Origin of the sequence: Altererythrobacter epoxidivorans, assembly GCF_001281485.1 — a bacterium.
In the GTDB taxonomy this organism is placed as follows: Bacteria; Pseudomonadota; Alphaproteobacteria; order Sphingomonadales; family Sphingomonadaceae; genus Erythrobacter; species Erythrobacter epoxidivorans.
The window spans coordinates 1,931,724-1,946,239 of record NZ_CP012669.1 but is presented as its reverse complement, the minus strand read 5'-3'; the positions used below and the strand labels follow the sequence as shown (position 1 = coordinate 1,946,239).

Sequence of the window (14,516 nt, the reverse complement as noted above, 5' to 3'; positions counted from 1 at the left end):
TTCGGGGAGCGGGAATCAGCCCTCTCGCTCCTCGATTTCCTCGACCTTGCGATGGCCGCGTGCGGCCACGATCGTTTCGCGCGCAAACAGCATCAGCCCTGTACTCAGCAGCAGCATGGTCAGGATCCATGCGACAGCGGTCAGGCTACCGATCTGCGGAGTGATGAAGGCGCTGACGAACAGCAGCACGATCACGATACTGATGGTGAGCGCGGCCGATGTGCTGAACATGACGGCGCGCTGCGCAAGCTTGCGGCGGTTGCGGAGCCAGTCGAGCTCCTTTTCCTCGCGCAATGTGTGCTCTTCTTCCATCCGCACTTCCAGCCGCTCGATCCGTTCCGCGACCCAGATCAGGCGCGTCATCATGACGTTCATGATCGCGCCGATACCGGCGAGCAGGAAAGCGGGTGCAAGGCTGAGGCGCACGATTTCCTGTACGCGGACGGTGCTGGCGGTACGTTCGAGCAGTTCCGCTGCCAATGTGTGGTCGGAAGCGAGAAGGTCGAGCATGCTCAATCCTTCGTTTCGAAGGGGTTCTTCGGGCTCTTGAGCACGACCCGTACCGGAACGGCCTCGAAGCCCAGCTTGCTGCGGATGCCGTTCACGAGATAGCGTTCGTAGCTCTTCGGCAACATGTCGAGCCTGGTGCCGAAAACGACAAAGCGCGGCGGCCTCGTGCCAGCCTGCGTGATGTAGCGCAGCTTGATACGTTTGCCCTTGGGCGCTGGGGGCGGATTTGCTTCCAGCGCATCGTCGAACCAGCGATTGAGGGCGGCGGTCGGAACGCGTTTCGACCAGCTTTCGCGCAATTCGAATGCGGCACCGAGCATCTGGTCGAGGCCCTTGCCGGTCTTTGCGCTCACGGCAATCAGCGGCAGGCCGCGTACTTGCGCCAGCCCGTCGTCGAGTGCGGCGCGGATGCCATTGAACAGCGCGGAGGCGTCTTCTGCGATATCCCACTTGTTGATCGCGACCATAAGCGCGCGACCTTCCTGCAGGACGAGATCGGCGATCTTGAGATCCTGGTGCTCGAGCCCCTGTGTCGCATCGAGCAGCAGCACGACGACTTCTGCAAAATCGACGGCGCGGCGGGCGTCGGCAACTGACAGTTTCTCGAGCTTTTCGACGACGCGCGCCTTCTTGCGCATGCCGGCCGTATCGATCAGGCGGATTTCGCGGTTTTCGCCGGTTTTCGGATCGGTCCAGTTCCAGTCGATCGCGATGGAGTCGCGGGTAATGCCGGCCTCGGGACCGGTCAGCAGGCGATCTTCGCCCAGCAATTGGTTGATCAGAGTGGACTTGCCCGCATTGGGGCGGCCCACGATTGCCAGCTTCAGCGGGCCAAGAGTCTCGTCATCGTCCTCGCTGGCGGCAAATTCGGCGGCGGCTTCGGCAGCCTCGGACTTGGCGCCGATAATCGGCCAGAGAGCACCGAAAAGGTCGGCAATGCCTTCGCCGTGTTCGGCTGAAACACCGATGGGTTCGCCAAGGCCCAGCGAATAGCTTTCGTACAGGCCTGCTTCGCCTGCCTTGCCCTCGGCCTTGTTGGCGACCAGCACCACCGGCACTTCCTGTTCGCGCAGCCAGCGCGCGATTTCTTCATCCAGGGGAGTGATGCCAGCGCGCGCATCGATCACGAACATCGCGGCATCGGCCCCTTCGAGGCTAACTTCGGTCTGCATGCGCATACGGCCCGGCAGCGTGTCGGGGTCCTCGTCCTCCCACCCGGCGGTATCGACTACGGTGAAAGACATTCCGGCGAGTTCTGCATCGCCCATGCGGCGGTCGCGCGTCACTCCCGGCTGGTCGTCGACCAGCGCGAGTTTCTTGCCCACCAGCCGGTTGAACAGGGTGGACTTGCCGACGTTCGGGCGGCCGATAATGATGACCTGGGGTTTCATGATTGCCTGCAAGTGGCCCTTAAGCTGCCTGAGCGCAAGCTTCGGGCAAGCGTGCCAGGTCCGTCAGTCTTTCTTGGCGACCGGCGGGTTCTCGCCGAGATCTTCGTACCAGGCTTCGACCGGACCGGTCAGCTTGATCGTCAGCGGCTGGCCCTTGCGGTCCATCGACCGGCCGGCCTGCACGCGCACCCAGCCTTCGGAAATGCAATATTCCTCGATGTCCGTGCGCACGCGGTCCTTGAACCGGATGCCGACGCCGCGCTGCAGCTTGTCGGCGTCGAAAAACTCGCTCCGCGGGTTGACCGACAGGTGGTCAGGCGGGGTGTCCTGGGTGTTATCTTCGCTCATGCGGTGGCCCGTTACTGCGCTGCGCATTGATCGGCAACATCATTCGCAAGCGCTCAATCGGGCGGAGGCGGCGTTTCCATCGGCCCGCGGTCGGGCTGGTCGAAGTCGGGTGAGGGCGGGTTCACTTCCGGCGGTTGTTCGAACGGCGTTTCGGCCGGAGGCGATTCGGGCGGTGTCTCGGGCGGGGAAGTGGGATCGATTTCAGGTCCGGGCTGGGTTGCCATTGTAATCCTCCGTCGAAAGGCAAGGTTACAACGCTTGTAGCACAGGCAATGTTCCGTCCAGAGCATCGCGGAGCTTGCCCTTTTGTGCAGGCCCGATTAATGGCGCTCCCCTACACGCGTGGCGGCCGCGCCTCACGCGCGGCTTCGTTCGGGTTGCGGGCGTGGCGGAACTGGTAGACGCGCCAGATTTAGGTTCTGGTATCGCAAGATGTGGGGGTTCGAGTCCCTTCGCCCGCACCAATCCGCTCGCTACACTCCTCGAGCGGGTCTCGATCATGACGAATTTGTTGAAAAGGCATCAGTTTTAATCCCATGCAGATCAAGGAAACCGCCAACGAAGGCCTCAAGCGCGCCTATCAGATCACCATCAAGGCGAAGGAAATCGCCGAGAAGATCGAGGCCGAGGTCAAGAAGCTCGCTCCGCAGGTGAAAATGCCGGGCTTCCGTCCGGGCAAGGTGCCGGCGAATCTCATCAAGAAGATGCATGGCGAACAGCTGCACGCGCAGACGCTCAACGACGTGATCCGCGATTCGGTCGACGGCCTGATGCGCGACAAGGAACTGCGTCCGGCGATGCAGCCCAAGATCGACCTCGGCGAAGGCTATGAAGAAGGCAAGGATGCCGAGATCACTGTCGAGCTCGAAGTGCTTCCGACCATCGAAGCTCCGACGGTCGACGGCCTGAAGCTGGAACGCCTGACCGTGCCGGTTTCGGACGAAGCGGTCGATGATGCGGTCAAGAGCATTGCTGGCCAGAACAAGGCTTACAAGGACGCTCCGAAGACCAAGAAGGCCGCCGACGGCGACCAGCTGATCATCGATTTCACCGGTCGTCTCGGCGACGAGGAATTCGAAGGCGGCAAGGCCGAAGACGCTCCGCTGGTGATCGGTTCGGGCCAGTTCATCCCCGGCTTCGAAGAACAGCTGGTGGGCGTGAAGACCGGTGACGAGAAGACCATCACCGTTACCTTCCCCGAAGATTACCCGGCCGAGAACCTGAAGGGCCAGGAAGCTCAGTTCGATATCAAGGTGAAGCAGGTGAAGGTCGAGACCGAAACGAAGGTCGACGACGAATTCGCCAAGCAGCTCGGCATCGACAGCCTCGACAAGCTCAAGGAACTGCTCCGCGGCCAGCTGGAACAGCAGACCGCCGGCCTCACCCGTACGCAGATGAAGCGCCAGCTGCTCGATACCCTGGCTGCCGGCCATGACTTCGACGTGCCGGAAGGCATGGTCGACGCCGAATTCCAGCAGATCTGGGCTCAGCTGCAGCAGGAAGCCTCGCGTGAGGAAAATCCGCAGGAAGCGCTGAAGGAAATCCAGGAAGAGCGCGACGATTATCGCAAGATTGCAGAGCGCCGCGTGCGTCTCGGCCTGCTCCTCTCGGAAATCGGCCAGGCCAATGGCGTGGAAGTGACCGGTCAGGAAATGTCGATGCTGATCCAGCAGGCGGCACAGCAGTACCGTCCGGAAGACCGCGATCGCTTCATCCAGTATGTGCAGCAGGAGCCGATGGCAGCAGCCCAGCTTCGCGCGCCGCTTTATGAAGACAAGGTTGTCGACTTCCTCTTCGACAAGGCTGAAATCACCGACCGTGAAGTGACGCAGGAAGAGCTCGAAGCCGCTATCGAGGCAGAAGAGAGCGCAGAAGCGAAGCCGGCTGCGAAGAAGAAGGCTCCGGCCAAGAAGAAGGCCGCTGCCAAGAAGGACGACGCGGACAAGAAGCCGGCTGCAAAGAAGGCTGCTGCCAAGAAGGACGAAGGTGAGAAGAAGCCTGCGGCCAAGAAGGCTCCGGCGAAAAAGGCTGCCGCCAAGAAGGACGAGGGCGAGAAGAAGCCTGCGGCCAAGAAGGCACCTGCCAAGAAGGCAGCAGCGAAAAAGTAATCGGCCTTACGGAATGTGGCGGACGGTCAGTCGTCCGCCGGTTCCCATGGTTTGAAAGAGGGCGTGGGCAGTTCTGCTGTCCGCGCCCTTTCATATGCGGCGCCCATCTTCAGCACCTCGTGGTCGTTCCATTTCGCGCCCATGATCGAAAGACCGACCGGCAGCCCCTCGATGGAACCCATCGGCACCGACAGGTGCGGGTATCCAGCGATTGCGGCCAGTGAACCTGCGCCGATGCTGCCCGGATAGTCATCGCCATAGATCAGGTCTATCGGCCACGCGGGGCCGGTTGTCGGAGCGATCAGGAAGCTCACATTGTTTTCGGCAAGCAGCCGGTCGATCCCTTCCTTGCCCGCCAGTTTCAGCGAATTGGCGCGCGCTGCCTCATAAGCCTCGCGGTCTGTCGTCGCTTCGGCCATTTCAAAGATGTCCTGGTTGAAGAAGCGCAGTTCGTCCTTCGCGTTCGCATTGTTGAAGGCGATGGTATCGGCCAGCGAGCGTACCGGAATGTCGGCGGGCGATCCGGTCAGGTAAGTGCCGAGGTCCTCGCGCAATTCGAAGAGGAGTACGGTAAATTCGTCCGCGCCCATGCTTTCCGGGTCTTGATATTCGATCTCGACCAGTTCGGCGCCCGCATTGCGCAAGTCCTCGAGGGCCTTTTCGAACAGCTCAGTTACAGGGGCAAAACTGCCGACCTGCTTGCGCATGACGCCAAAACGCACGCCTTTGAGGCTGGTGTCGAGCATGCCTTGTGTGAAATCGACCTTGCGCGCGTCAGCTTCTGCCGTTGCGGGATCGGCGGGATCACTGCCGGCAATCGCGTTCATGATCATCGCCGCGACATAGCTGCTGCGTGCCATCGGCCCCGCTGTGTCCTGCGAGTGGCTGATCGGGACGACATGCGTGCGGCTGACGAAACCGACCGTAGGCTTGAAGCCGACGATCCCGTTGATCGAGGCGGGGCAGGTTATCGATCCGTCCGTTTCCGTGCCGATTGCAGCCCAGGCAAATCCTGCAGCCACGGCAGCACCGCTGCCAGAGGACGATCCGCACGTGTTGCGGTCGGTGGCGTGCGGGTTGCGGGTCTGCCCGCCAACCGCGCTCCATCCGCTGGTCGAACCGGAACTGCGGATGTTGGCCCATTCGGACAGGTTGGTCTTGCCCAGGATGACGCCGCCAGCATCGCGCAGGCGGGCAACCAGCGGAGCATCGCGGCCGGTATTGTTATCCTTCAGCGCCAGCGAACCCGCAGTGGTCGGCATGTCCTTGGTTTCGACATTGTCCTTCACCAGCAGGGTCATTCCGCCCAGTGGAAGCCGCGCCTTCTCGGCGGCTTCTGCCTGCGCGGGTGCATCGGGATTGGTCGCGATCACCGCATTCAGCTTCGGCCCGGCGTCGTCCATCTGCGCAATGGCGAGAAGTTGCCGCTCCGCAGCATCCTTCGCCGCGCTGGTTGCCGCCTGCATGGGTGCAGGAGCAGACTGTGCCGAAACTGCGGAAGGAAGCAGCGCCAGCGCCGCAAGCGGAAGCGCCAGAGCAGCGCCAGGGATGATGTTTCTCATACCCCTTATGCTGTCCGGCGCCCCGCCATGTGGCAAGCGAAAACTGCCCCTTAGAAATTGCCCTTCACGGAGAGGCGGAAGATGGTCGAGACATCGACCCTCCGGTTCTCGCGGAACAGGACAGGCGAGCGATCGCGCAAGCCGTCGTAAACCGTGCGGTTGAAATAGGATTCTCCGGCGGTGAGGTTGAACGCCTGCAAGTTGACTGTCAGCCCCAGCACATCCTTGTTCTCGACATAGGCGTAGGTGTAGATCGGCCCTTCGTAATCGCGGCCGGTTTCGTAGAGCCGGACATAGCGTTCATTCTGCGATGCGTTGAACCCGGCCCCGAACGCCCAGTCGCTCTTCGGGATATCCCAGCGCAGTTCCGTATCGCTGCGGAAGCGGCGATGTCCGCTGAACGGACGGTCGATCCCGGTCAGCGGGTCGGGCAAGGACGTCGTCTCGAAAGTGTTGCCCGATGTCAGGCGAGCGCCCTTCCAGCCCAGCCTGTCGAGGTTGAGCGTCAGGTCGGCGCGAATTCCGTAAAGCTCTGCCTTGCCGTCGATATTGCCCGATGATTCCCCGCCGGCGACGGGGATGATGTCGATGAAATCATCGATGAAGCGGGCATAGGCGCGAAGGTTTGCAGAACCCCATGGCCCGAGGTCTTTCTTGGCCTCGAAATCCAGCTCCCACGCTTGTTGCGGCACCAGGCGGATATTACCGGCATTGTCGTTGTCACCCTGCAGGTCGACCGTCGCAAGGAAAGTCCCGAAGGAAAGCTGGCCGACGGTCCGTGCCAGCTTGAACGACAGGTCGAGTTTGGGGTTGGCCGCCCACGCGAGCGTGACCGAACCCTTGGGCCGCCAGAATTCGCGGGTCAGGCCGCGGTCGCCGCTTTGCGCCAGCTTTGAATATTCGTAGCCGCCGCCGATCTGCAGCGTCAGGTCAGGGGCGAGGTTGCGGTTATGGGTAAGGATCGCTTCGTAGCGATCTTCGGTCACTTTCCCCGTGCCGCCGGGGAAGGGAACGATGTCGAATTCACCGTCCGTCCCGAGATCGCCCACGGTCGCGATCCGGTCGAGCCGGTTGAACGCCGCTTCGCCATCGAGCTGCCAGTCGCCGCCGAGCATTGCCCAGCTATATTCTGCACGCCCGATCCGTTCGCCCGCCTTGCTGTCGGTCCAGAACCAGCTGCCCTGCGTCGGGCTGCCATCGTCGAACACGTAGTAGGAAGTGGCCGGACCGTCGCTCTGGCTGAAGCGTTCGATCCCGATCAGCTTCAGCCTGCCCGGGCCGAGCCCGAATTCGACATCGGCGCTGATGTCGTAATTGTAGCCATCATCGCGGTTCAGGAAGTCGCGGAAATAGGCGGTCTCACCGACCGGGTAACGCCATTCGTCATGGTTGAAACGGGTCGAGTCCCAGCCGTAGGAGGCATTGAGGTTGGCCGTCGTTCCATTCGGACTCGCATATTTCAGCTGTCCCGACAGTTTGGGAAATTCGCCCTTGAACCACAGCAGCGTATCGCGCTGTTCGAGGAGATTGCCGGCCGCGTCATAGATAAAGGTGCCCTTGCCGCCGCCACCGCCGCCGCGGCCGACATCGTGGGTGTAGGCTGCGGTCCAGTCGATATTGCCCGACGACCCGCTGACCGAGACTTCGCCGCCGCCATAGCTGTCGAGAGCGTATTTCGGCCTGGCGATCGCGCGATATTCGAACTGTCCGCTGACCCCGCCGCTCTCGACGATGACATTGGCGACCTGGCCCGAAAGCCCGGGGATGCCGAAAGTCGCACCGTCGACGATGTCGATCCGGGTGACGCGCTTGGCCGCAATCCGCGCGAGCTGCGTGGTCGCGCTGTCGGACTTGCTCGCGAGCCGGTCGCCATTGATGAGCACGTTTTCGCTCGCCTGGCCAAGTCCGCGACCCTGGCTTTCGTCACGGACAGTGAAACCCGGGACGTTCTGCAGCATGTCGAGCGCATTGCGAGGTGCGAATCTGTCGAAATCTGCGGGAAGGTAGCTGGTGACCTGACCGCCTGCAGGACCATCTGTCTTGACCTCTTTCTGGCCCTCTGCGCTGTCCGATGCGAGCGCCGGGCTGGATACGGAAAGCAGCGTCGCTGCAATCGCAGACGCTACGGCAAAGCGGGATACACCAAGGTGTTTTGCGGCGCTAATGCGCTCGATGACGTTTGTTTTCATACGCTTCTGATACGTTGCGTTACAAACGATGGGAGCGCGGCTCGACCGGAGTCCGCAAAGTGGCGATAAACGGCATTGCGAACCGACGAACGACTTTTGACGACCGATAAGCGGTTAACGCCCTTGAACATTGGCCATGCAATGGCGAGATAGGCGAACCTATCGAGACAAGAGGACAACCATGATCGACCTGTTCGGCACCGAAGCTCACGCAACCCAGGGCCAGTTCACCCGTGACCCGCTCACCGGGGCACTCGTGCCGGTCGTGGTCGAGCAGACCAGCCGCGGCGAACGCAGCTTCGACATCTTCAGCCGCCTGCTGCGCGAACGCATCGTGTTCGTCACCGGCCAGGTCGAAGACAACATGGCGGCGCTGATCACGGCGCAGCTGCTGTTCCTCGAAAGCGAAAACCCGTCGAAGCCGATCAGCATGTACATCAACTCGCCGGGCGGCGTGGTTACTGCCGGCATGGCGATCCATGACACCATGCAGTACATCAAGCCGCGCGTTTCGACCGTGTGTATCGGCCAGGCCGCCTCGATGGGCAGTTTCCTGCTTGCAGCGGGTGAGCCGGGCATGCGCATCGCACTGCCCAATGCCCGCATCATGGTTCACCAGCCTTCGGGCGGTGCACGCGGCATGGCATCGGATATCGAGATCCAGGCACGCGAAATCCTGCGTATCCGCACCCGGATGAACGACCTTTACGTCAAATATACCGGCCAGAGCCTGACCGATATCGAGAAGGCGATGGACCGCGATACCTTCCTCGAAGCGGAAGAAGCGATGAAGTTCGGCCTCGTCGACAAGGTCTTCGAAACTCGCCCTGAAAGCGAGCCGGAAGGCGACGACAGCGGTTCGGGCGGCGCGCCGGAATAGGATTATCGCGTTTTTCCGGCCTGTTGCGGGACATTCGCCCGTTAGGGCTGTGTTGACCCAGCCGCTTCAGCTAGCGGCAAGCCGGAAAAGCTATAGCTATATATTGATTCATAAACTTCCCGAGATACACTCGGCGAATCCCCCTGCTATGGGGATCGGAAGCGTTAGGATATGACAAAGTTGAGCGGAACCGACAGCAAAAGCACCCTCTACTGCAGCTTCTGCGGCAAGTCGCAGCATGAAGTTCGCAAGCTCATCGCAGGACCCACCGTGTTCATCTGCGACGAGTGCGTGGAGCTGTGCAACGACATCATCCGCGAGGAAACCAAGGCCGGGATCGCAGGCAAGAAGGAAGGCGAGGTTCCGACCCCGCGCGAAATCTTCGAAACGCTGAACGATTACGTGATCGGCCAGGATTCCGCGAAGCGGAACCTCTCGGTCGCGGTGCACAACCACTACAAGCGTCTGAAGCACAGCGGCAAGGCGGGCGATGTCGAACTGGCGAAGTCCAACATCCTGCTGGTCGGCCCGACCGGCACCGGCAAGACGCTGCTGGCGCAAACGCTGGCGCGCACCTTCGACGTGCCTTTCACGATGGCCGATGCGACCACGCTGACCGAAGCAGGCTACGTCGGTGAAGACGTCGAGAACATTATCCTGAAGCTGCTGCAGGCATCCGACTACAACGTCGAGAAGGCGCAGCACGGGATCGTCTATATCGACGAAATCGACAAGATTACCCGCAAGGCTGAAAATCCCTCGATCACCCGCGACGTATCGGGCGAGGGCGTGCAGCAGGCCCTGCTCAAACTGATGGAAGGCACGACCGCCTCGGTTCCTCCGCAGGGCGGCCGCAAGCATCCGCAGCAGGAATTCCTGCAGGTTGATACGACCAACATCCTGTTCATCTGCGGCGGCGCTTTCGCGGGCCTCGACAAGATCATCGCCGACCGCCTGCAGAAGCGCTCGATCGGCTTCGGCGCGCATGTTGCCGATCCGGACAAGCGCCGCATCGGTGAACTGCTGGAAAAGAGCGAGCCTGAGGATCTTCTCAAATTCGGTCTGATCCCGGAATTCGTCGGCCGCCTGCCGGTGATCGCGACGCTGCACGATCTGGATGTCGATGCGCTCGTCACGATCCTGAAGGAACCGCGCAACGCGCTCGTGAAGCAGTATCACAAGCTGTTCGAGTTGGAGGACGTCGAGCTGACGTTCAACGACGAAGCGCTGCGTGCGATTGCCGAACGGGCGATCAAGCGCAAGACCGGCGCACGCGGCCTTCGTTCGATCGTCGAAGGCATCCTGCTCGATACGATGTTCGACCTTCCCGACATGGAAGGCGTGACCGAGATCGTCATCGATGCCGATGTCGTGGCGGGCAAGAAAGACCCGATCCGCGTACATGGCGGCAAGAAGGACGCCGAGAAGGAAGAAGCGGCCTGATGGTGCTGGACCCCGTCGCATTGGTTTGCGCGGGGTCTGCCATTGCCTTCCTGCTAGCTTCTGGTTGGTGGACCGATCGAACCTATTCGAGGTTCGAACGCATTCCTGCCCATTACGATTTCAGCGGCAATGCCACGCGGCTGGAACAGCGGCGCCAGATGGCGTGGCTGTTGCCGGTCATGTTCAGCATCGTCATCGCGTTCTTCGTCGTATTGATGGAACTCGTTCCACCAGAGGACGTTCGTGGCGATCCCTCTGGCCTGATAGTCTTCATCAGTGCCCTGCTGGCGGGTGCTCAGTGCTTGGCACTGGTATTGTTAGGCAGGTGGGCCAGACGCCAGGGCTGACAGGTTGGTCATGACACGAACGATAGCCGGGCAGGCAAAGCTTGGGAGGGAGAGAGATGAGAGGGCTCAGGAACAAGTCGACCGTACTCGTCATAGCTTTGATGGCGACTGGCGCAGCTCATGCCGAGACCGTGCCGAGTGCCGACCCGATCACTTTTCTCGGTGTGAACGCAACGCTTCCTGAGGCCTCCATTCGCAACGCCTTGGCCGCTCAGGGTTACAAGTGTTCGGTTCGCGACGAGGCTATCGATCGCCTTGCGAAGATGATCTGTTCCAAACGCACTGGCGACAACTTGCTTGTCACCGGTGCAGGCGCCTTTGCCACTGTCACCTATCGGAGGCAGTCTGGTGAAATCGAACTCAATTGCCTGGCGATCGCAGACGGACTTGGAGAAACGGATGCTGGTGCCTGTCGCGATTTCAAGGGTGGCCCGCACCATCCACGCACCGTTGTAACGCGTCTGGCGCGGCAGGGGGTCTTTCGTCAAAATCATGCCCGTAAACGGACCGGCGAAAACTCTGCCTGCTTTACCAGCGCGATCGGCGACACAGTATGCGTCAACGAGAATAAGCAATACAATCAGACCGTGATGGTCATGTCCCGGCCCGGCTGATCAGCCTCCGGCTTTGCGACGTTCGATCATCCCATCCATTCTCGCAATCTTGTCGGCATCGAGCAGTTCGCGGTAATCATAGGTCTTGTCGAAATGCGGCAGCCCTTCGGGTAGGGTGACCCACGGCATTTTCTCGCTGACGAAGATGGCCGCGACCGGTGTCAGTGAATCCTTTTCATCCATCGTACCGACGCGAATGCCCACACCCAGCCGGCCGAGGCGCGGGTAATAGCTCCAAAGTGCGACCCCGCAATTATCACATCGGCAGATCGTATGCGGGCCGCCGCTTCCTGCCGTGACGACATGCTCGGTCAGGTGACCTTCCAGAATTTCGAGCCGCTCGTCCTCGTAGAACGCGTTGACCACCGATGTGCCGCCTGTCTGCTGCTGGCACTGGCGGCAGTGGCAATTGTTGACGAAGATCGGTTCCCCGGTGACCCGGTATCGTACTTGCCCGCAACCGCATTCGCCTTCCCGCACCCTGTCACTCATCTGCACTCTCCAGCAACTCGCCGACCGTGACGATGGTATAGCCCCTTTCGGACAGTCCTGACAGGATCAAGGGCAGGGCGTCGCGCGCGGTCTGGTTGTGACGGTACATCGGGTGGATCAGGATGATCGAGCCGGGCTCGACCCGGGCGAGAATGTCCTGCGCATAACCTGCAACGTCCCCTTCGAACATTTCCGGATTGTCTTCGACGTCCTAGGTTACCGTGCGATAACCTGCGGCCTCGACTTCGAGCGGTAGTCCGATCAGGCGCTTGCCGAAGGGAGGCCGGAACAGCTTGGTCTGCGCGCCTGCCGCGAGCAGCAGATCATCCGCGCGCCGCACTTCATTCCGGTAGAATTCGCGCGACTTCATCAGGTTGCGCTTGTGGCTGTAGGTGTGATTGCCGAGTTCGTGACCCGCTTCGAGCAGCCGCTCGGCCTGTCCCGGAAATTTCTCGATCCGGTCGCCGATCAGAAAGAAGGTCGCCTTGGCCCCGAACCGGTCGAGCACCGGCAGTACGGCATCCACGCCCTCCGGCGTCGGCCCGTCGTCGAAGCTCAGGGCCACGATCTTGCGGTCCGTTTCGACGCGGCAGGTCACGTCGCCCACAAGCTGGAAACAGCGCGCCTTGGATATCTGGAACAGGACTGCCGCGATGACGACGGCCGCAATGACGAGGCCTGCGACCAGTTTTACGCGCATCCGATATCTCCCTCGCCGCTCTCGCTATGTCTCACAGGGTGTGCGGGAGATGAACCGAGGGCGGGTCAGCATCCCGCTGCGCAATCTCCGCGCTCGATCTCGACCTGGATGGTGGCGTGGCCGATCCGGTGGTGATGTTCCAGGTCGTGGGCAACCTCGCGCAGGAAGCCGTCGCCAGGGTGCCCTGCCGGCATCACGAGGTGGACGGTCAGAGCGGTCTCGGTGGTGCTCATCGGCCAGATGTGGAGGTCGTGCACGGCGGTGACGCCGTCGAGGTCGGAGAAATAGGTCCGGACGGCAGTTTCGGAGATTCCTTCGGGCACGGCGAGCAGGCCCAGCTTGATGCTGTCTTTCGCAAGGCCCCAGGTGCCCCAGGCGATCACGGCCACGATGACGAGGCTGGTGACCGGGTCGATCCACAATTGCCCGGTCGACATGATGGCAAGGCCGGCAACGACCACGCCTACCGACACCAGGGCGTCGGCCGCCATATGGAGGAATGCGCCGCGGATATTGAGATCGTCATGCCGCCCTTTCAGGAAAAGCAGCGCGGTCCCGGTGTTGATGGCGATGCCGATGCCCGCGACTATCACCATGGTCATTCCCTCGACCGGGGCAGGCTCCATGATGCGGTTCACGGTTTCAAACAGGATCGCGCCGATCGCGATAGCCAGCAGGAACGCATTCGCGATCGCGGCAAGGATGGTCGAACTCTTGAAGCCGTATGTGTAACGCGCCGATGGCGGCCGTTTGGCAGCGATGCTGGCGCCCCATGCAAGCAACAGGGCAAGCACGTCGGACAGGTTGTGGCCCGCATCTGCCACCAGCGCCATCGAGCCGGAGATGTAGCCATAAACCGCCTCGACTCCGACGAAGAGCGAGTTGAGCACAATGCCGATGGCGAAAGCCCTGCCGAAGTCGGCAGGTGCGTGGGAATGGCCGTGCCCGTGCCCGTGCGCATGCCCGTCGTGGGAATGATCCTGCGAATGATCGTGGCTGTGACCCATTGCCCTTGTGCCTGCACCCTGTTCTGCGTTGTCCGGCGTTTCGAGACTTAGGGCATGAGCCTGCAAGGACAAGAAAAATCGAACAAAATCAATATGATATAAAATATCTCATTGATCTATGAGATATCATATCATGTGATTTCGCAACGACAAGTATCTGGATCTCCAGACAATTCTCTTGAGCGAGCGGATCGCGACCGACGATCAGTAAACGCAGGCATCGAGCCCTTCGTTGCGCACCACCCGCATGCGGCTCTGGATCGTGCCGCCATGGCGTGCCAGCCAGCCGCTCGGATTTACGACCGATCGTTCTTTCGGCAAGGGAAGCGCTGCGGCCATGCGCGCCGCCTCGCTCTGCGTTAGGCGCGCGGCGGAATGCTTGAAATAGCGCTGGGCACCGGCTTCGGCGCCATAGGTCCCGATGCCCGTCTCCGCGACATTGAGATAGACCTCCATGATACGCCGCTTCCCCCAGATCTGCTCGATCAGGAAGGCGAACCATGCCTCCATCCCCTTGCGGAAATAGCCGCCGCCCTGCCACAGGAAGACGTTCTTCGCGGTTTGCTGGGTAATCGTCGAGCCGCCCCGGATGCGGCCGCCTTGCGCGTTGCTTGCCGCCGCCTTGGCAATCGCTTCGGCATCGAAACCGTTATGCTCGCAAAATTTCCCGTCCTCGGCCGCGATCACCGCGTCGACGAGGTTGCGATCGATATTGGAAAGCGGCTCCCAATCCTTCGTGATGGAATTTTCGTCCATCATCATCGTCGCCGTGACCGGCACCGGCACCCATTTGAACAACAGGACCAGCGCAAGGCTGATTCCCACGAACCAGAGGACCAGCTTGACGAGAAAGAGGGTGGCGGTGCGGATCATGGACCAGGATTAGCCGCGCATCGGACAAAAGAAAATCCTCCCGAGCGCAGCG

The 14,516-nt window shown here is 61.2% G+C and carries 16 protein-coding genes and 1 tRNA gene; 6 read left to right on the top strand and 11 right to left on the bottom strand.

The window, feature by feature from the left end:
* Positions 1-15: 15 nt before the first annotated feature.
* From AMC99_RS09805 to AMC99_RS14160, 4 genes are all read right to left on the bottom strand, one after another.
* Positions 16-510, bottom strand: a complete 495-nt coding sequence (locus tag AMC99_RS09805) for a DUF2721 domain-containing protein (protein WP_061926079.1) — start codon at positions 508-510, stop codon at positions 16-18.
* Between the two features lie 2 nt (positions 511-512).
* The gene (gene der, locus AMC99_RS09800; RefSeq protein ID WP_061926076.1) at positions 513-1,901 is read right to left on the bottom strand and encodes a ribosome biogenesis GTPase Der; all 1,389 of its coding nucleotides are present in this window, start codon (positions 1,899-1,901) and stop codon (positions 513-515) included.
* 63 nt (positions 1,902-1,964) lie between these two features.
* Positions 1,965-2,249 (bottom strand): DUF3297 family protein, encoded by a 285-nt coding sequence (locus AMC99_RS09795; RefSeq protein ID WP_061927902.1) that lies wholly within the window; start codon positions 2,247-2,249, stop codon positions 1,965-1,967.
* A 53-nt stretch (positions 2,250-2,302) separates the two neighbouring features.
* The gene (locus AMC99_RS14160; RefSeq protein ID WP_198143513.1) at positions 2,303-2,473 is read right to left on the bottom strand and encodes a hypothetical protein; all 171 of its coding nucleotides are present in this window, start codon (positions 2,471-2,473) and stop codon (positions 2,303-2,305) included.
* A gap of 155 nt (positions 2,474-2,628) precedes the next feature.
* Here AMC99_RS14160 and AMC99_RS09790 point away from each other — a divergent pair.
* A tRNA-Leu gene (locus AMC99_RS09790) sits at positions 2,629-2,713 on the top strand.
* A gap of 72 nt (positions 2,714-2,785) precedes the next feature.
* Positions 2,786-4,357 (top strand): trigger factor, encoded by a 1,572-nt coding sequence (gene tig, locus AMC99_RS09785; RefSeq protein ID WP_061926073.1) that lies wholly within the window; start codon positions 2,786-2,788, stop codon positions 4,355-4,357.
* A 26-nt stretch (positions 4,358-4,383) separates the two neighbouring features.
* Here tig and AMC99_RS09780 read toward each other — a convergent pair whose 3' ends face one another.
* Together AMC99_RS09780 and AMC99_RS09775 are read right to left on the bottom strand one after the other, a co-directional pair.
* Positions 4,384-5,919 (bottom strand): amidase, encoded by a 1,536-nt coding sequence (locus tag AMC99_RS09780; RefSeq protein ID WP_061926071.1) that lies wholly within the window; start codon positions 5,917-5,919, stop codon positions 4,384-4,386.
* A gap of 50 nt (positions 5,920-5,969) precedes the next feature.
* Positions 5,970-8,108, bottom strand: a complete 2,139-nt coding sequence (locus AMC99_RS09775; RefSeq protein WP_061926067.1) for a TonB-dependent receptor plug domain-containing protein — start codon at positions 8,106-8,108, stop codon at positions 5,970-5,972.
* A 181-nt stretch (positions 8,109-8,289) separates the two neighbouring features.
* On the opposite strand from AMC99_RS09775, the gene AMC99_RS09770 reads away from it, so the two are divergent.
* The 4 genes from AMC99_RS09770 (at position 8,290) to AMC99_RS09755 (ending at position 11,392) form a co-directional block, all read left to right on the top strand.
* Complete coding sequence (locus AMC99_RS09770) at positions 8,290-8,988, top strand: ATP-dependent Clp protease proteolytic subunit (RefSeq protein WP_061926063.1); 699 nt, start codon at positions 8,290-8,292, stop codon at positions 8,986-8,988.
* A gap of 171 nt (positions 8,989-9,159) precedes the next feature.
* Complete coding sequence (gene clpX / locus AMC99_RS09765; RefSeq protein ID WP_061926060.1) at positions 9,160-10,431, top strand: ATP-dependent Clp protease ATP-binding subunit ClpX; 1,272 nt, start codon at positions 9,160-9,162, stop codon at positions 10,429-10,431.
* Positions 10,431-10,778 (top strand): hypothetical protein, encoded by a 348-nt coding sequence (locus tag AMC99_RS09760; RefSeq protein ID WP_061926057.1) that lies wholly within the window; start codon positions 10,431-10,433, stop codon positions 10,776-10,778. The genes clpX and AMC99_RS09760 overlap by 1 nt, the downstream gene beginning before the upstream one ends.
* Positions 10,779-10,879: 101 nt before the next feature.
* The gene (locus tag AMC99_RS09755) at positions 10,880-11,392 is read left to right on the top strand and encodes a hypothetical protein (RefSeq protein WP_061926054.1); all 513 of its coding nucleotides are present in this window, start codon (positions 10,880-10,882) and stop codon (positions 11,390-11,392) included.
* Here AMC99_RS09755 and AMC99_RS09750 read toward each other — a convergent pair whose 3' ends face one another.
* From AMC99_RS09750 to mtgA, 5 genes are all read right to left on the bottom strand, one after another.
* Positions 11,393-11,884 (bottom strand): GFA family protein, encoded by a 492-nt coding sequence (locus AMC99_RS09750; RefSeq protein ID WP_061926051.1) that lies wholly within the window; start codon positions 11,882-11,884, stop codon positions 11,393-11,395.
* Entirely contained in the window at positions 11,877-12,074 is a 198-nt protein-coding gene (locus AMC99_RS14230; RefSeq protein WP_061926048.1) for a polysaccharide deacetylase family protein, read from the bottom strand. Before AMC99_RS14230 ends, AMC99_RS09750 begins: the two co-directional genes overlap by 8 nt.
* Positions 12,075-12,095: 21 nt before the next feature.
* Complete coding sequence (locus AMC99_RS09740) at positions 12,096-12,584, bottom strand: polysaccharide deacetylase family protein (protein ID WP_061926045.1); 489 nt, start codon at positions 12,582-12,584, stop codon at positions 12,096-12,098.
* A gap of 65 nt (positions 12,585-12,649) precedes the next feature.
* On the bottom strand, positions 12,650-13,591 hold the full coding sequence (locus tag AMC99_RS09735) for a cation diffusion facilitator family transporter (RefSeq protein ID WP_061926042.1): 942 nt from the start codon (positions 13,589-13,591) through the stop codon (positions 12,650-12,652).
* A 204-nt stretch (positions 13,592-13,795) separates the two neighbouring features.
* A complete protein-coding gene (mtgA, locus tag AMC99_RS09730; RefSeq protein ID WP_061926039.1) occupies positions 13,796-14,464 on the bottom strand; it encodes a monofunctional biosynthetic peptidoglycan transglycosylase in 669 nt (222 codons plus the stop codon).
* Positions 14,465-14,516: the final 52 nt, after the last annotated feature.